This is a genomic window from uncultured Thiodictyon sp. (assembly GCF_903946935.1).
Lineage (GTDB): Bacteria > Pseudomonadota > Gammaproteobacteria > Chromatiales > Chromatiaceae > Thiodictyon.
The window spans coordinates 20,764-38,527 of the sequence record NZ_CAJAXH010000196.1 but is presented as its reverse complement, the minus strand read 5'-3'; the positions used below and the strand labels follow the sequence as shown (position 1 = coordinate 38,527).

The window sequence follows — 17,764 nt, the reverse complement described above, 5'->3', positions numbered from 1 at the left end:
TCCATTTCCATGAAAAACACACAGTTTCGGAAATACCTGAACCTCCTGGCCAGCCTGTTGCTGGTGCTGGTGTCGGCCGGACCCCAGGCGGAGATAGCGCAAATGCCGCTGTATTTGTCGACCGTCCCCGGCAAGCCAAATATCATGCTGATGGTGGATAATTCGGGATCCATGTCCAACACGGTGACGGTCAACGGGACCAGGCAAGGTACTAGACTGAGTATCGCCAAGGCCGCCGCCACTGCGATGGTCAGCCAGTTGACTCCGGCGAGCGGGGCACAGCCCACCGTCCGGATGGGGCTGGCGGTTTATCGCAACACCAGCGATGGCGGCCGATTGGTCATTCCATTGGACGAACTGAGCGCCACGCCTCGCCCTTCTCAGACAATCAGTCAGGCAACCAAAATTAACAACGCGATCAACGGTCTGTCCGCTAGTACGGCCACGCCTTTGGCGACCGCCTTGTTGGATATCGGTTATTATTACACCACCGGCAACAACACGGGCAATGTGACGCTCCACCCCGGGAGCAATCCCAGCCTGCAGACGATTGCCGCGGCCTTTACCAAGACCTCGGGTAGTTCCCCGCGGCTCGGTCCCAGCGGCTTCGATTCCAGCCAATCCGTCCCTCGCACCTGTCCCACCACGACCACCGTCATCGTACCCGACAACTGTATCATCCCGGCGAGTGGCGCAAGCTGCCAGGTAAATGTCGGCGGGACCCTGACGACCTATACCCCGCCCTGTCCTTGCACCAATTATGTCGCCGGCGGGGCCAGTACCCTGGACTTGGCCGCCGATACCGTCACCTATCCGCCGATCCAGATGCTGGTGGTGGGCACCCAGCCGACCATTTGCACCGGCACCACGGCGCCCTATTGCGCTGACCAACGCAATTTCAATGTCTGCCAATGCACCGGCGGCTTGTCGTCCTGTCAGACCTGTACGGCGAATACCACTGGTACCGTGCAAGACATCAGTTATGCGGCCGGCTCTCCCGCCATCGCGGCGACCACCCAGGTGACCGCTTCCCCCCATTCCACCTACTCCACCAGTTCGAGCGTGGTGGCGGTCAATGGGATACGCCAGGCGTTGAGCGCCACGGTCACCCCGCCGGACCCCAATAACACCACGGGTAATTTGCTGTCTTTCACGACCACCGCAGATACCACCGGCGTCTGCTCGCTCATGGCCGGCAGCAGCGGCACGACGACCTGCGCCCCCGGTTCCAGTAATTGCTATATCCAGGGTAAAAATAATGGTGTGTGCCGGGTCTGTGCGCAATATGCCGGCAGCACCGGCGCCCAGACCTGTACCGCCGGCGGCGGTAGCTGTCTGCCGTCGCAGGAGGGGCAGCAAGTCTGTCCGAACAATTATTGGAATAGCACGGCATGTACCAGCACCAGCGGCGGGTATTATACTAAAAATAACACCGATTACGCCATCCCCGCCGCGAGCATAAATTCGTGTACTTGGCATACCGGAGACAATATCAGTGGTACTTCCTACAATCCGCCAGGCGATTACAGTAATACTTACTATCCCTGCGCAAGATGTAGCTGTTGGAATGGTGCGCTTTGCAGAAGTACCTCCGGCAAATTTTGCTCGAACGACACCGCCAATTCATGCACCGGCGACAGCGGCTGCTATACCGCGACTTGCCGGGCACCCAACAGTACAGGTAGCTGCTCGAATGCCAGCAATTCCTGCAGCACCGGCAGCGACTGCTCATTCGGGAATTGTACTAGCCAGAGCACGAGAAACTTCTGTTCTAACAGTCTAACTACCTCCTGCAATGGCGACTCAAACTGCCAGGTTGGCGGTCTTGCCTGTAGCGGTAGCTATAACGTCTGCTCAACCGACCCAACAAAGACATGCACGCAGTCAAGCGAATGTAATACCCCGAATCCGACCTGTCAAAGCGCCAGCCTGAGATGTTCGAACGCGTTAGATACCTCCTGCGTAATATACTGGTGGGGTGATTCTTGCGGCTGGGGGCAAGGGACTTGCCAAAGTGTTCGCATCTGCTCAAACCAAACGAAGTCATGTACTAGCAATGCCCAATGTTTGGCAACGTGCGGTGGCACCGGCTTTACCGGTAAGCAGATTTGCTCTAATAGCGGTGCGAACGATGGCAAGGTTTGTACGAGTGCGGACCAGTGCGACGACGGACTCTGTCAGGGCTACCATTATTGTTGGAGCAACAACAACATTGCTTGCCCTAACGGCAACGAATGCTCCGGCAACTGCCGCAATATGAGCTGCTCAAACACCGGTGCGGCTTGCACCGGCAACAGTGACTGCAATCCCAACGTGACCTGTAAGGACTGCAACACGGTCGCCCCAGCCACCTGCAACTGCACGAGCGGCACCGGCGCCGCCTGTGTGGTCGATACCCTGGATATCCCGGTCGGCAACGGTACGGTCGCTCAGTGTCCATCGGGTACCGACAATGGCAGCACCGGCGGTACCCTGACCGTGGGCAATCAATGCTTCAATCCCAGTCTGTATTACACGGTGCAGTACAACGGCGGCGATATCATGGGGCCTTATCGGGGCGATCAGCTCAATTGGTATTTCAAGGCCAATACCGGTTTCTCCGAGGGGACGCTGCAATTACCCGGGACGATTGCCACCGACGACACCGGTTGTACCACCGCCACGGCCCCGATCCAGAACTATTGCCAGAAGAGCTTTGCCATCCTGATCAGCGACGGTCTGCCGAATGGCGACCGCACCGTCGGTTCGTTGTTGGCGGACTACACCGGCGATTGTGCGACCAAACATCTATGCGACGCCACACGCAATACGATCCAACTCCCCAATCTCGCCTTGACCGCCAGCGGCACGAAATGCAACACCACCACCGGTACCTATAACCTGGCCTGCCAGAACGGCACCCAGGTCGGGTACAATTACGCCAAGTCCGGGGGCGGCAACAATGGCAGCGACTATCTGGACGATGTCGCTGCGGCCCTCTACGATATGGACCTGCGACCGGATTTGAGACGCCCCGCGGTGGAGGCGGCGAACGCCAAGAATAACGTCATTACCTATGGCGTCGGCTTTGCCGATCCCAGTCTCGACCCGAGCCAAAGCGGTCCCTCGGTCTTCTCCCGGGCCGCCGCCGCCGGGGGCGGCAAATTCTACTATGCCGCCGACGCCACCGCGCTGGCCGCGGCCCTGGCGAGCGTCATCAGCAACATCTCCGCCCAGATCGGTTCCTCGGCCTCGGTTGCCGCTAATTCCACCCAGGCCAGCGGCAGTTCGCTGATCTATCAGGCTAAGTTCGACAGTGGCAATTGGTATGGGGATCTGGTCGCCTATCCCATCAATTTAGTGGCATCGTCGGGTGGCTATGGTGGCTTGGGCGACTTGCAATGGAATGCCGCGACGCTGATCCCCAACGATGGCGCACTCACCAATAATGTCTATAACGCCTCGTCGAGCGGTCGCACCATCCTCACCTATAACCCATCGGCCACGAGTAACAAGGGGACTGTCTTTAGCTGTGCCAACCTGAGTGCCACCCAAAAGACCTATCTGGGCATCGGCAGCACCAGCAATTGTGCAACCAACACGACCGATCAGGGCATCTGGCGGTTGAACTGGCTGCGCGGCGACAAGACCCATGAGGAGGTCAATTCCCTGCGGGTCTTGGCGAGCGGCCAGAGCGAGACCCGCCTGATCGCCTCCGGCGGGACCGATTGTTCGCTCGCCGCCAATGCCGCCAACGCGGCCTGCGTGTCACTCAAGGCCGGGCTGATCTTGAGAAATCGCACCCGTCTGGACCCCTTGACCAATATGTCCATGACGCCGGACCCCTGGCTGCTCGGCGATATCGTCGACTCGAGTCCGGTCTATGTGGGGACGCCCGATTGGGGTTATGGCGTGCTGTCGCCCGAGGGCGGCAGCTATGGCACCTTCCTCAGTACCTACAGCGGTCGGCGTCCCATGATCTATGTCGGGGCCAACGATGGGATGCTGCATGGCTTCGATGCCGGCACCGGGACCGCCGCGGGCAAGGAGCAGGTCGCCTATGTGCCGGATGCGGTCTATCCCAACCTGGCGAACCTCACGAGTACCGGCTATGCCCACCATTATTTCGTCGATGGCGCGCCGGCCGCGGCGGACGCCTATTTCGGCAGTGCCTGGCATACCGTCCTGGTCGGCACCACCGGCGCGGGCGCGCAAGCGGCCTTTGCACTGGATATCACAAACCCTGGGACCCCCACCAGCACTGCCTCCAATTTTAGCGGCAGCAATGTGTTGTGGGAGGTCAGCACGACCCAGGCCCCGACCCCCGCGGACCTGACGACGGATACCTCGGGGACCTCGGGCGTGCGGGGATTCCAGCACAATCTCGGTTATACCTTGTCGCAGCCGTCGATCGTGCGCATGCATGACGGGTCCTGGGCGGCACTCTTCGCCAACGGCTACCAGAGCGCCAATAACCTGGCCGTGCTCTATATTGTGAGCGTGGCCGATGGCCATATCATCCGGGCACTCAATCCGGTGAATACGAACGAGAGCGCCTTTGTCAACACCGGCGCCAACTATGCGAACGGACTCTCCACGCCATTTGCCGCGGATGTCGATGGCGACAAGATCGTCGACTATATCTATGCCGGCGACCTGCGAGGCAATCTCTGGAAGTTCGATGTCACCGGCAGCACCGCCGCCAGTTGGGGGGTGGCCAATAGCGGCAGTCCGCTGTTTGTCGCCTGCGACGATGACGAGGTCCTGCCCTGTGAGCAGACCCATCGCCAGCCCATTACCTCCCGGCCGGTGGTCGGTCTGGCGAAGTCGACCGCCGCTGGGCGTACCGGCGGCTACATGGTCTATTTCGGCACGGGTAAGTATTTCGAGTCGACCGACAATAACCTGACGAGCCCTCAGACACAGACTTTTTACGGGATCTGGGATAATGGCGCCGCGGTGCCGAGCGGCACCGGCGCCACCACGACGCGCAGCAATCTGATTGCGCATACCATTACCTCCACGACCACGATCAACGGCAATAGTTTCCGGACCACATCGAACAACGGTTGTGGGAATCAGGGGTGGTTGATGAACCTGACCGACGCCGGCGAGCGCGTCATTTCATTTCCGCTGTTGAATAACAATCGGGTGATCTTTACCACGCTGGTCCCGCTGGCCAGTACCAATGCCGATTCTTGCACCACAGTGTCGAGCGGCACCGGGTGGTTGATGGAGCTGTCGGCGATTTGCGGTACCCCGCTCGATCCCAGCCTGCCGCCCTGGGATGTCAATGGCGATGGGAAGATCGACAGTAGCGACCTGATCCCCGTCAATGGTCAGCCGCAATCGCCCTCAGGTATGAAATCCACCGTGGGTATACCGACCGCCCCGGCGATTCTGAGGTTACCCTGCTGCCCCCCCGACGACCCCGAGTGCTCTTGCGACGATCGCGGGAAAGATCAAAAATTTCTATCGGGTTCAACCGGCGGAGTAATGCCTATTCTTGAATCCGGCAGCAGTGGCAACAGCACTCCCCCCCGCCAATCGTGGAGCCAGATCCGTTAGCGGCCGTTCATTCTTCTCGTTCCCACGCTCCGGCGTGGGAACGCACGGCCGACGCTCCGCGTCCTTTTTCCCATTCCTACGCTCATTGAGTCTGCCCCGTTCCGCCGGGCGGTGGTTAAACCGAGGATATCGCGCATGAATGACAAGGCCCCCAGGGGCTTCACCCTGGTTGAACTGTTGGTGACGATAACGGTGATGAGCCTCCTGGCCGCCCTCGTCTATCCCATGTATGTCGAACAGGTGCGCAAGACCCGGCGGGCGGAAGGCTGGGCGCTACTGGTGAATGCCGCCCAGCAGCAGGAGCGCTTCTATACGGCCAACAACGCCTATACCGCGACCGTCGGCAGTGGCGGATTGGGTATGTCCACTGGGGCGACGGTCACCAGCCCCAATGGCTATTACACATTGACGGCGGCGCTCGGCGCCGTGGCCTCGGGTGCCAGCACCTGTACGGCCGGCGGCGGTACCGCCTGCTATATCCTCACCGCGACGGCCCAGGGCGATCAAAGGCAAGACAAGGATCAGGGCAAGACCTGTTTCAGCCTGACGCTGGACTCATTGAACAATAAGAATTCGACCTCCAACGGGACCACGGCCAATGGCTCTCCCACCGGCGGCAGCCCCTATTGCTGGTCGAAGTAGGAGCGGCCCCCGGCCGCGACCGGGGCACGAGGTCTTCTCGTTCCCACGCTCCGGCGTCAATGCCATGAAGTTAAGCCGTTCGTGGTGAGCTTGTCGAACCACGGACGGCTTAACTTCAGTCGGTTAATGATTTCCCGTTCACCCTTCGACAAGCTCAGGGCGAACGGGAAATCCTTAACTTAATGGCAGTGACGCTCCAGCGTGGGAATGCAGCTTGGCCGCTCCAGCGGCCTGACCGATCGGACGCTGGAGCGTCCGGCCTCGCTCCCACGCTGGAGCGTGGGAGCGAGAGAAGTCCGGGAATTGCTCACGCCAAGGCGCCAAGCTCGCCAAGAAAGACAGCAAGATAGGCCGCGCATCCAGATCGCCTGGCGGGTCAATGGCCCGGCACTGAGAACACACTGAAAAACCTTGGCGGGCTTGGCTGGCTTGGCGCCTTGGCGTGATAACTGCTTTTTCTAGGTTTAGACTCCCCCCGCCCCAACCCTCCCCCACGAGGGGGGGAGAGTTGGAGCGCGCTCCCGGCGCGACCTTCACGGTAAGGCTATAATGCCCGCCTTATTTTTCGGCGGGGGTGGGTGATGGCTCAGGCGACGCGCAGCGGACAGTTGACCTTTAGCGACTATGTCGAGCGGGCGCTCCGCGAGGGTGCCATGTGGGCGCTGATGTGTGTGGCGTTCTATCTGGTGTTGTCGCTCGCGAGCTACAACCCGCAGGATGCGGGCTGGTCCTATGTCGGTGAGACCGCTGGCGTGACCAACATCGGCGGCCCCACGGGGGCCTGGTTTGCCGATGTGAGCTTCTACCTGTTCGGCTATTTCGGCTACCTGATTCCGCTGATGCTGGCCTTCAGCGCCTGGGTGGTGTTCCGTGGCAACCCCCAGGAGGCGCGCCCGCGGACCTGGCTGCTGGCGCTGCGCTGGATCGGCTTCGTGCTGACCCTGGGCGCGGGCTGCGGCTTTGCCACCATGCACCTCGCCGCCCTCGGTGCGGACTTGGCCAACGGCGGCGGCGGCGGGCTGGGGCAGGCGGTGAGCCTGCTGCTGCGCGAGCGGTTCGGCGCCGGGTCCGAGGTGCTGCTGGGCGGGGTGCTGCTGGTGGGGTTCACGCTGTTCTCGGGGGTCTCCTGGCTGGCCCTGCTGGACACCTTGGGCGATGGCCTGTTGGCGGGTGCGCGTGCCATTCGGGGTACACTCGCGGAGTGGTTTGAGTCTCTGGATCGACGCCGCAACGCCTTCGGTCTTGCCGAGCTGCCGGCGGACCTCAATCTGATCGATCCCGACGAACTGGCGGCGGAGCGCGCGGCGCACGCCGACGCTTGGGAGCGGTCGGCCGAGCCGGTGGCGCGGCCGATCCCCCGCCCCGGAAACCGGCCGCTGCCCGCGCCGGTGGCGGAGGCGCCGCCGCCGCCGGTGATCCGGGCGGCGCCCCGGCCCGGCCCGGTCGCGGCCCCCGACTTCGATACCGACTTCGATCCCGACAGCGATCCCGATGCCGTCGCCGGGGGCGTTGCCGACCGGGTCGCGGCGCCGCCGCCCGATCCGGTCTTGACCCTCTCCGATCTGATGAAGGACCAGCGTCCGGTGCCCAAGGAGGTGCCGCGGCTCCAGAAGGTGCCGCGGCGCGCGCCGCCGCTGCCCCCGCGCGCCGATCCGGCGTCCGTGGGCGGGGAGCTGACGCGTCCGCCGCTCGATCTCCTGGACCCGCCGCGCAAGACCGGCCGGGGCTATTCGGACGCGCAGATCGAGGACCTGTCGCGCCTGGTGGAGGTGAAGCTCAAGGACTTCGGGGTCCAGTCCCAGGTGGTGGCGGCCTATCCGGGGCCGGTGGTCACGCTGTTCGAGTTGCAACTGGCGCCGGGCACCAAGTCCAGCAAGATCACCGGACTGTCCAAGGACCTGGCGCGTGCGCTGTCGAAGATCAGCGTGCGGGTGGTGGAGGTGATCCCGGGCAAGTCGGTGATCGGTATCGAGATCCCCAACGAGGAGCGGGAGACCGTGTTCTTGAGCGAGATCCTGGGCGCGGATGCCTACCAGGACGCCAAGTCGCCGTTGAGCCTGGCGCTCGGCAGCAATATCTCGGGCGAGCCGGTGGTGGTGGATCTGGCGAAGATGCCCCATGCGCTGATCGCCGGCACCACCGGCTCGGGCAAGTCGGTGGCCATCAATGCCATGATCCTGAGCCTGCTCTACAAGGATGGACCCCGCGACGTGCGCCTGATCATGGTCGATCCCAAGATGCTGGAGCTCTCGATCTACGAGGGCATCCCCCACCTGTTGACACCGGTGGTGACGGACATGAAGGAGGCGGCCAATGCCCTGCGCTGGTGCGTGGGCGAGATGGAGCGGCGCTATCGGCTGATGGCCGCGCTGGGGGTACGCAATATCGGCGGCTATAACCGCAAGGTGGCCGAGGCGGAGGCGGCCGGTGAGCCGTTGCGCGACCCGCTGCTGGCCGCCGAGTTTGCCGCCGAGCCGGGGGTGACGGTGCCGACCATCGGGCACCTGCCCTATATCGTGGTCATCATCGACGAGCTGGCGGACATGATGATGGTGGTGGGCAAGAAGGTGGAGGAGTTGATCGCCCGCCTGGCCCAGAAGGCGCGTGCCTCAGGTATCCATCTGATGCTGGCCACCCAGCGGCCCTCGGTGGACGTGTTGACCGGGTTGATCAAGGCCAACATCCCGACCCGTATCTCGTTTCAGGTCAGCTCCCGCATCGACTCGCGTACCGTGCTCGATCAGATGGGTGCCGAGACCCTGCTCGGCCACGGCGACATGCTTTATCTGCCGCCGGGCGGCAACATCCCGCAGCGCGTACACGGCGCCTTCGTGGACGACCACGAGGTCCACAACGTGGTGAATTTCCTCAAGGCCCAGGGCGGCCCGGACTATCTCGACGACGTCCTGCGCGAGCCGCAGGAGTTGCTGCCGGGGATCGATCCGGAGCCGCGCGGGGATGTGGAAGACGCGGACCCGCTGTTCGACGAGGCGGTGCAGATCGTTGTGGAAGGCCGGCGCGCCTCCATCTCTGGCGTACAGCGCCGATTGAAGATCGGTTATAACCGCGCCGCGCGCATGATCGAGGAGATGGAGCGCATCGGCATCGTCGGCCCAGCGGAGACCAATGGTAACCGCGAAGTGCTGGCACCCCCTTCCGCCCGCGAGGATTGACCCCTATGCCCCATACCCACCGCGGCGCCGCGCACTCGCACGGACGCCTTGGCGCCGTCGTCCTGCTGTTGTCCGCCCTGTTCGGCCTGGGGTTGGCCGCGCCCGCCGCCGCGGACGGCACGCAGCGCCTGACGGCCTTTTTGAAGGGCCTGCACAGTCTCCAGGCGAATTTTGAGCAGACCACCTTCAACGGCGACCGCACGCGCATGATGCAGGGTCGCGGGACCTTCTATCTGCAACGCCCGGGGCGCTTCCGCTGGGAGTACGAGACCCCGAACAAGCAGGTGATTATCGCCGACGGCAAGCGGGTCTATCTGCATGACCTGGATCTGGATCAGGTCTCGCACCAAAGCCAGGACAAGGCCCTGCGCGGCACCCCGGCCCTGCTGTTGGCCAACGATACCCCGGTGGAGCGCGACTTTAGCCTGCGCGATATTGAGAGTAGCGACGGGCGCGACTGGGTGGAGTTGACCCCCAAGGCGGCGGATACCGAGGTGGTGCGTATCGAGCTGGGGTTTGGGGCGGCCGGTCTGGAGAGCATGATCATGCAGGACAGCTTCGGGCAGGACACCCGGCTCAACTTCTCCGCTGCCAAGCGCAACCCGGCGTTGGACGCGGCGCTGTTCAAGTTCAATGAAAAGACCGGCGGGGATTTCCTCTCATTCGATTGATGCCCAGGAAAGAGAAATTGTCACGCCAAGGCGCCAAGCCCGCCAAGGGTTTCGGGTTTGTTATTCGCGTTGTGCTATGTGTCCGGCCTTGATCATCATTGCCGCCAGCGACGATCGGTTCGCACCGCGGACCCTACGGCTTGCGCCGTGCCCGTAGGGTCCGCTGTGCGGACCAGCGGTCTTATTGCTTGGCGAGCTTGGCGCCTTGGCGTGAGTCATTGGTGGATTTAGGATGATTGTCGATGCCCGTTGATACCACGGCGGCCCCGCTCGCCGACCGGATGCGGCCGGCCGACCTCGATGGCTTTGCCGGTCAGGGGCACCTGCTGGCCCCGGGCAAGCCGCTGCGCCAGGCCATCGATAGCGGCCGGCTGCACTCGATGATCTTTTGGGGGCCGCCCGGCACCGGTAAGACCACCCTGGCGCGGCTGGTGGCGGCGCGCTCGGACGCCCATTTCCTCAACCTCTCGGCGGTGCTGGCCGGGGTCAAGGACATCCGCGAGGCAGTGGCGCAGGCGCAGGCCCTGCGCCGCTTGGAGGACCGCGCCACCGTGCTCTTTATCGATGAGGTGCATCGCTTCAATAAGGGTCAGCAGGACGCCTTTCTGCCCCATGTGGAGAACGGTACGCTCACCTTTATCGGGGCCACCACCGAGAACCCCTCATTCGAGCTGAATAACGCGCTGCTGTCGCGCGCCCGGGTCTATGTACTCAAACCGCTGATGCCGGACGAGATCGCGGCGATCCTGCGGCGCGCGCTCGCCGATCCGGTGCGTGGGTTGGGCGCCCAGGGTCTGCAACTGTCCGCCGAGGGCGCCCGGCTGCTGGCGGAGTCCGCCGACGGCGATGCCCGTCGGGCGCTCAATCTGTTGGAGCTGGCGGCCGCATTGAGCGCCGGCGGGTCGATCGGGGCCGGGGCGGTGGCGGAGGTGATGGCGGGCTCGCTGCGCCGTTTCGACAAGGGCGGGGACCTTTTTCACGACCAGATCTCGGCGCTGCATAAGTCGGTGCGCGGCTCCAGCCCGGACGCCGCGCTCTATTGGCTGGCGCGCATGATCGACGGCGGCTGCGACCCGCTCTATATTGCGCGCCGGCTGGTGCGTATGGCCAGCGAGGACATCGGCAATGCCGATCCACGCGCACTGGCCCTGGCGGTCGACGCCTGGGAGACCCAGGAGCGTCTGGGTTCGCCCGAGGGTGAGCTGGCCTTGGCCCAGGCGGCGGTCTATCTGGCCTGCGCGGCCAAGAGCAACGCCGTGTATCTCGCCTGGAATGCCGCACTGGCCGATGCGCGCCAATCCGGTACGGCGGAGGTGCCGGTCCATTTGCGCAATGCCCCCACCCGGCTCATGAAGGAATTGGGTTATGGGCGCGCCTATCGCTATGCCCACGACGAGCCGGAGGGCTATGCCGCCAACGAGCGCTATTTCCCCGCGGCCATGGGCGAGCGCCGTTATTACCAGCCCACCGACCGGGGGCTGGAGATCCGTATCGCCGAGAAGCTGGAGCGCTTGCGCGCCTTGGACCGGGCGGCCCGCGGGGGTGGGTGAGCGCAAGAAGGGCAGTTCTCACGCCAAGGCGCCAAGCTCGCCAAGGTTTCTTAGTGCGTTATCAGTGTTGGGTCAGTCACCCGGCGGGTGATCGGGATAGTGGGTTTGCCGTATTGTATTTCTTGGCGAGCTTGGCGCCTTGGCGTGAGCAATTCCCGAATTTCTTCTCGTTCCCACGCTCCTGCGTGGGAACGCCGTGCGGGCGCTCCGCGTCCGGTCTGGCCTGAAAGGCGACCTATTCGCTCAGGTCCGCCGCCAATGAATCGCGCACCCGCGCCGCCGGTTCGACCTGGTGACTGTATTGGGGGTGGTCGATCCCGACGGTGAGCGCCGCCCCCGCCTTGACCGCCTCTGCCACCCGGGCGGTGAGTTCAAAGCGCAGGAAATGGACCGCAGATGTCCGGGTGGCGTCATCCCGCACCAGGTCCTCATCCGCCACGGCATAGACCCGGTCGCCGCCCGCCTGGACCCACACCCGATCCTCGATCCCGCGCAGGCGCACCAGGGCCGCGTGGCGCGCGTCCACGTCGGTGTATTCGATCATGAAGGTCGCCTTCCAATTGCGCCCGTCCGGGATCAGCGGGTTGTAGGTGTCCAACTCCTCCTGGATGCCCCGGGCCTCGAAGATCCGCTCCGCGCGCAGCATCTCCTGGACCTGGTATTGCATCGTCAGGCGGTCCTCGAAATAGAGTGTGGCGTGGGGACCGACCGGTACCTGGCGGTCCTGCTTGTGGGCCATGACCCGGGCGCGGAAGTCTGCCCGGCACTCGGCGTATTCCTCAAGGCTATACAGGTCGGCGCGGGTTAGTCTCATGGTCTGCTCTGCTGATTCTGTGAAAAATATCTCTCACCGGAATTCCGGTACTTGCTCACGCCAAGGCGCCAAGACGCCAAGAAGAAACAACGAGATGTGCGCAGCATCGGCATCACCGTGCGGGTGAGTGGCCGAACGTCAATAAGGTTTTGAAAAACCTTGGCGAGCTTGGCGCCTTGGCGTGAGAACCGCTCTTGCTAGGATTACGGGCTCAAAGCCCATAGGCCAGGCGCAGGAGGCTCAATGGGTGTTGCTGGCGCCCGTCCTGCCCCAGTGCATGTGCAATATGCGCCCCGGCCATCGGGCAATCGCTCCCGAAGTGGTCGGGCGCGGCCTTCTCGACCCGGGCCGCCACCGGTTTCACGATCTTCATCGCGAAGGGGTATGACTCGGTCTTTACCGCGTAGGTGCCGTCGTGGCCCGAGCAGCGCTCGATGATCTCGACCTGGGTTTCCGGCACCAGGGCCAGCACCTCGCGGGTCTTGGGGCCGATATTCTGCACCCGTTGGTGACAGGACGCCTGATAGACCACGCGGCCGAGCGGCTGTTTGAAGTCGAGCCTGAGCTTGCCGTGGCGGTGGCGGATCGTCAGATATTCGAATGGATCGTACATTGCTTCTTTCACCGCCAGCACGTCCGGGTCGTCCGGGAACAGCAGCGGCAGTTCCTGTTTGAACATCAGCACGCAGGAAGGGATCGTCGCCACCAGGTCCCAGCCCTGATCCACCAGTGCCTTGAGGGCCGGGATGTTGACCTCCTTGGCCGCGCGCACCGCCTCCAGGTCGCCGAGTTCGAGCTTGGGCATCCCGCAACAGCGCTCCTGGCGGGCCAGTGCGACCGGGATGCCGTTGTGCTCGAAGACCGCAATCAGGTCGTCGTTGAGCGCTGGCTCGTTGTAGTTGCCATAACAGGTGACGAACAGGGCCACCTTGCCGGTGGTGCCGCCTGCCGGCTCGCCGGTGGCCGCCCGGCCGATGCGCCCCGCTTCAGACCGGCGCAGGGTGCGGCTGCGGTATTGCGGAATCCGGGCCTCGCGGTGGACCGCGAGCACCGCCTCGAGCGCGCGGCGGGCGGGGGCATTGCGGTTGGCCGCATTCACCACCGTGCTCACCACGGGGATGCCGGCGAGCTGGCCCACGCGATCCGTACTGGTGAGCACCCGGTCGCGGACTTTGATCTTGCCCTGTTGGTATTTGACCGCCTTGGCCCGGAGCATCAGGTGGGGGAAGTCCAGGTTCCACTCGTGGGGCGGCACATAGGGACACTTGGTCATGTAGCACAGGTCGCACAGGTAGCAATGGTCCACCACCTTGCCGTAATCCGCCTTGGCCACGGTGTCGACCTCCATGGACTCCGCGGAGTCCACCAGGTCGAACAGCGTCGGGAATGACTGGCACAGGCTGACACAGCGTCGGCAACCGTGACAGATGTGGAAGACCCGCTCCATCTCCTCCAACAGCGCCCCCTGGTCATAGAACTGCGGGTTCTGCCAGTCGAGCGGGTGGCGGGTCGGGGCCTCGAGGCTGCCCTCGCGGGGTGCAGACATGGGCGGTAACTCCTGGGGGTCGCGGTGTGCCGGGCAATGCCATGGTTTACCCGCCAATTATGGGGACACCGGCGACGCTCGCCCAATGGGTAGGACGGATCGCTTTGATCGTGATGGCCCATCGCGACGTCCCGTTTATGGTTGCGGCACTGCCCGAGCGCGGCGGCGTACTGGTAAGATTGCGCCACCGTTAACCGCCGCGCAGGCCACCCGAATGCACTCAAGCGACGCCCCCGCCGGGGCCCCCGAAGTCACTCCGGACCCCTTCCTGTTCGACCAGGAGCGCTTGGAGTCCCTGGCCCCGGCCGAGCGGGTCCGCGCCGGGCTGCGTCACTTCAAAGACGCCCGGGTCGTCGCGGTGGATCGTGAGGGCGAGCGCCTGTGGGCGACGGTGGAGGACGAGGCGACCGAGGAGCAGGTCTCCCTGGAGCTCACCTGCGACGACGCGGGGAACCTGGCGACCCACTGCGCCTGTCCCGCCGAATCAGGTTCGCCCTGCGTCCACGCCCTGGCGGCCCTCTTCGCCTGGGCGGATCGGGGCGCGGGGGCGCGGGAACTGCTGGGGGCGGCGGCGGGGGCGATCGACGAGCGGGTGAAGCGCGGGCGCACCGAGGTGCAGGTCCAGCACCTCTCCGGCGATCTCGCATTCGGCGCCTGGAGTGCGCGCTCCATCGCCTCATCCACCCATGTGCCGGTCGGCTATCGGGTCCATATCCGCTCGCTGACCCGCCGTGCGAATTACTGCACCTGCCCGGATTTTGCCAGCAATCGACTGGGCACCTGTAAGCACATCGAGGCGGTGCTGCACCGTATCGGCAAGCGCCGCGATTTCCGCCAACTGCGGCAACAGCAGTCGCCAGCGCCCTTCGTCTGGCTGGACTGGGAGTCGGACCCGGCCCCGCGCATCCGCCTGCACCGGGCGACCTTCATGGATGGCGACCTGGCCCGCCTGCTCGACGATCATTTCGATGCGTCCGGGGTCTTCTGCCGTCGCCTGCCGGAGGACTTCCTGCGCCTGGCCGAACGGGTCGCCGACCGGGCCGACATCGACCTGGGCGCGGACGCCCTGGACTATGCCCGCCGCCTGGCCGAGCAGGCGGCCCAGGGCGAGCGAGCGCGCACCCTGGGCGAGGCGATCCGCGCCGGGGGCGGCCGGCTCCCGGGGGTGACGGCCCGGCTCTATCCCTACCAGGTGGACGGTGTAGCCTTTCTGGTTGCGCGGGGGCGCGCACTGCTGGCGGATGACATGGGGTTGGGCAAGACCCTTCAGGCCATCGCCGCCGCGGCGTGGCTGCGCCAGCGCGCCGAGGTGGAGCGCATCCTGGTGATCTGCCCGGCCTCCCTCAAGGCGCAATGGGCGCGCGAGATCCAGCGTTTCACCGGTCAGGAGACCCGCGTGGTGGGCGGGCCGGCGGCCGGGCGGGCGGTCCAGTATCGGGAGGGCCGCAGCTTTTTCATCATCAACTATGAGTTGGTCTTGCGCGACGTTTCAGTCATCAACGAGACCCTGCGCCCGGACCTGGTGATCCTGGACGAGGCGCAGCGCATCAAGAACTGGCGTACCAAGCTCGCCGCCGCGGTGAAGCGCATCCCCTCGCGCTATGCCTTCGTACTCACCGGCACCCCGCTGGAGAATCGTCTGGAGGACCTCTACAGCCTGATGCAGGTGGTCGACCACCGCGTGTTGGGACCGCTGTGGCGCTATCTGGTGGATTTTCATATCACCGACGAGCGCGGCAAGGTCCTGGGTTACCGCAACCTGTCGGAACTGCGCCGCCGCCTGGCCCCGGTGATGCTCAGGCGCGACCGCCAATTGGTGCGCGACCAACTCCCTGAGCGCATCGAAAGCCGCCTGGATATCCCCATGGACGCCACTCAGGTGGAGTTGCACGGTGCCGCACTCCAGAATGCCCGCATCTTGGCCCAGATTGCCAGACGGCGGCCACTGACCCCCGCCGAGACCAAGCGCCTGCTCGCCGCCCTGCAAGAGGCGCGCATGGCCTGCGACGCCGCCGGCCTGGTGGATAAGGAGACCGCGGGCTCGCCCAAGCTCGACGAGTTGGCCAATCTGCTCGATGATCTCTGCCTCCAGTCCGGCCAGAAGGCCGTGATCTTCTCCCAGTGGGAGCAGATGACCCGCATGGTCGAGCAGCGGGTACGGGCCATGGGTCTGGGCTGCGTGCGTCTGCGCGGGGGTGTGCCCACGGACAAACGCGGGGCGCTGATCGACCGCTTCCGCGACGACCCCGCCACCCAGGTCTTCATCTCCACCGATGCCGGAGGCGTGGGGCTCAACCTCCAGGCCGCCTCGGTGCTGATCAACCTGGACATCCCCTGGAATCCGGCCGTGCTCGACCAGCGTATCGGGCGCATCCACCGCCTGGGCCAGACCGAGCGGGTGCAGATCCTGCTCCTGGTCGCCGCGGATTCCTACGAGGGGCGGGTGCTGGAGCTGGTCGGCGGCAAGCGCCACCTGTTCGACAACGTGGTGGACCCGAATGCCAGCGAGGACGTCGTGGGTGTCTCGCGCAAGCTGCTGGAGATCCTGGCCCAGGACCTGGCGGAGAGTCCGGGCTTGGTCGGCGGCAAGGCGGAAACCGAGTCTGAGGCGACCGACGCAGCGGCGGCCGAGGCCGTCGCAGAGGTGGGGGAGGGGCTTGCCGCGGACCTCTTGGTAGCGGAATTACCCCCCGATGCCGACGAGGCTGCTGTCGTTCGCGCCGTGCCCGAACCCCTGGCGGAGCCGCTTCCGGACGAGGCCGAGGAGGCGATCCGCGACGCCATCCTCGCCGTCGAGTCCGCCTTCGGGGCGCGGATCGAACGCATCCTGGGTGCTGGTGGCGGCCTGCTGGTCGTCCTCGACCAGGTCGACGACCTGGCCGACCGCGCCGCCGCTGCCATCCCCGGCCCCATCCCGGTCGCGCTCATCGACCGCCGCACCCTGGGCAGTCTGAGCCGTCTGGGCGCCGCCTCCCCGGTGGCCGGTGCCAGCACCCTGTTCGATGCCGAGCAGGCGACTGCCGACATCGCCCAGCCCCCCGCCGAACCGCGGCTGTTGCGCCAAGCGCGGGAAAAGCTCCGCGGCGCCGAGGTCCTCATCGGCCAGGCCTGTCCCGCCGCCGCCATGGACCTGCTGGTCGGCGCGCTGTTGGCCGCCGCGGCGCTGCGTGCCGGCCAGGAGGCCCCGCCTTCGCCGGCTCAGGCCGGCGTCTGGGTCTTTGCCGAGGCCCTGCCGCGGGGCGTCCTGACCCAGGATGAGGCCGCACTCCTGATGCGCGCCCTGGCACTCGGCCAAGGGGCCGATGGAGTGCCCGATGGGCTGCTGCGGGCACTGGCGGAGGAGAGCGCGGCCTTTGTCGAAGGTAGTGCGGCAGCCTGAGCCCGTGCTCCCGATGGGTAAGACGCAGCTTACTCATCCGCGAGTCCCGTGCAGGGGGGGGCGCAACGAATGGGCTCAATTTCGGTGAGAGACGATTGTGTATACTGCACGGGAGTTCCCGGGGGGGCGAGCCTGGGAAATGTGCTGTCGAGCGATCCACGACTGCATCCGTCGTTTCTCATCTTGACGCGATGTAGCAATCGCGGAATACTCAATCGAATTATTCGTGTTAGGGGTAAGAGCGTGGAGGACTACGCGGCTGCTTGCGCATCGCGACTTGCGGACGTCAAGGCATTGCTAGCTGCGCCGATCCAGCTTACCACCGCCGCGGCACACCTCGGGGGGGTCGCGGTCGAGTGCCAAGTCAAGGCGCTTGTCGTCAGTTACCATGGCTTGAGTGATTGGGGTTGCCGCAGTCGACGTACTAATGGTCCTAAGGAGC

General features: G+C 64.7%; 9 protein-coding genes and 1 pseudogene. 7 read left to right on the top strand and 3 right to left on the bottom strand.

The annotated features are described in order from the left end of the window. Nucleotides 1-9: 9 nt before the first annotated feature. A pseudogene (locus tag QZX93_RS27425) lies at nt 10-453 on the top strand (VWA domain-containing protein); the annotation flags it as partial. A 590-nt stretch (nt 454-1,043) separates the two neighbouring features. Here QZX93_RS27425 and QZX93_RS16355 read toward each other — a convergent pair. Continuing rightward, nucleotides 1,044-1,208: a hypothetical protein gene (locus QZX93_RS16355; protein ID WP_295385416.1), complete on the bottom strand. Its 165-nt coding sequence runs from the start codon at nt 1,206-1,208 to the stop codon at nt 1,044-1,046. A 1,048-nt stretch (nt 1,209-2,256) separates the two neighbouring features. On the opposite strand from QZX93_RS16355, the gene QZX93_RS16350 reads away from it, so the two are divergent. The 5 genes from QZX93_RS16350 (at nt 2,257) to QZX93_RS16330 (ending at nt 11,583) form a co-directional block, all read left to right on the top strand. Then, complete coding sequence (locus QZX93_RS16350) at nt 2,257-5,547, top strand: PilC/PilY family type IV pilus protein (RefSeq protein WP_295385418.1); 3,291 nt, start codon at nt 2,257-2,259, stop codon at nt 5,545-5,547. Between the two features lie 135 nt (nt 5,548-5,682). After that, complete coding sequence (locus tag QZX93_RS16345) at nt 5,683-6,189, top strand: type IV pilin protein (protein WP_295385420.1); 507 nt, start codon at nt 5,683-5,685, stop codon at nt 6,187-6,189. Between the two features lie 581 nt (nt 6,190-6,770). Beyond that, the gene (locus QZX93_RS16340) at nt 6,771-9,362 is read left to right on the top strand and encodes a DNA translocase FtsK (RefSeq protein WP_295385422.1); all 2,592 of its coding nucleotides are present in this window, start codon (nt 6,771-6,773) and stop codon (nt 9,360-9,362) included. 5 nt (nt 9,363-9,367) lie between these two features. Beyond that, nucleotides 9,368-10,033 (top strand): outer membrane lipoprotein chaperone LolA, encoded by a 666-nt coding sequence (lolA, locus tag QZX93_RS16335; protein ID WP_295385424.1) that lies wholly within the window; start codon nt 9,368-9,370, stop codon nt 10,031-10,033. 242 nt (nt 10,034-10,275) lie between these two features. Further along, a complete protein-coding gene (locus tag QZX93_RS16330; protein ID WP_295385426.1) occupies nt 10,276-11,583 on the top strand; it encodes a replication-associated recombination protein A in 1,308 nt (435 codons plus the stop codon). Between the two features lie 235 nt (nt 11,584-11,818). Here the strand turns inward: QZX93_RS16330 and QZX93_RS16325 are convergent, their stop codons facing one another. Both QZX93_RS16325 and QZX93_RS16320 read right to left on the bottom strand, forming a co-directional pair. Then, a complete protein-coding gene (locus QZX93_RS16325; RefSeq protein WP_295385428.1) occupies nt 11,819-12,397 on the bottom strand; it encodes a DUF3501 family protein in 579 nt (192 codons plus the stop codon). Between the two features lie 211 nt (nt 12,398-12,608). Continuing rightward, nucleotides 12,609-13,943 (bottom strand): heterodisulfide reductase-related iron-sulfur binding cluster, encoded by a 1,335-nt coding sequence (locus QZX93_RS16320; protein ID WP_295385430.1) that lies wholly within the window; start codon nt 13,941-13,943, stop codon nt 12,609-12,611. A 214-nt stretch (nt 13,944-14,157) separates the two neighbouring features. On the opposite strand from QZX93_RS16320, the gene QZX93_RS16315 reads away from it, so the two are divergent. After that, a complete protein-coding gene (locus QZX93_RS16315; RefSeq protein WP_295385432.1) occupies nt 14,158-17,322 on the top strand; it encodes a DEAD/DEAH box helicase in 3,165 nt (1,054 codons plus the stop codon). The last annotated feature ends 442 nt before the right edge of the window (nt 17,323-17,764 follow it).

Bases quoted from the DNA above. Each gene is read 5' to 3' on its own strand.
- QZX93_RS16330 (WP_295385426.1), top strand. From the start codon at position 10,276: ATGCCCGTTGATACCACGGCGGCCCCGCTCGCCGACCGGATGCGGCCG.
- QZX93_RS16315 (WP_295385432.1), top strand. From the start codon at position 14,158: ATGCACTCAAGCGACGCCCCCGCCGGGGCCCCCGAAGTCACTCCGGAC.
- lolA (WP_295385424.1), top strand. From the start codon at position 9,368: ATGCCCCATACCCACCGCGGCGCCGCGCACTCGCACGGACGCCTTGGC.
- QZX93_RS16325 (WP_295385428.1), bottom strand. From the start codon at position 12,397: ATGAGACTAACCCGCGCCGACCTGTATAGCCTTGAGGAATACGCCGAG.
- QZX93_RS16340 (WP_295385422.1), top strand. From the start codon at position 6,771: ATGGCTCAGGCGACGCGCAGCGGACAGTTGACCTTTAGCGACTATGTC.
- QZX93_RS16345 (WP_295385420.1), top strand. From the start codon at position 5,683: ATGAATGACAAGGCCCCCAGGGGCTTCACCCTGGTTGAACTGTTGGTG.
- QZX93_RS16350 (WP_295385418.1), top strand. From the start codon at position 2,257: ATGAGCTGCTCAAACACCGGTGCGGCTTGCACCGGCAACAGTGACTGC.
- QZX93_RS16320 (WP_295385430.1), bottom strand. From the start codon at position 13,943: ATGTCTGCACCCCGCGAGGGCAGCCTCGAGGCCCCGACCCGCCACCCG.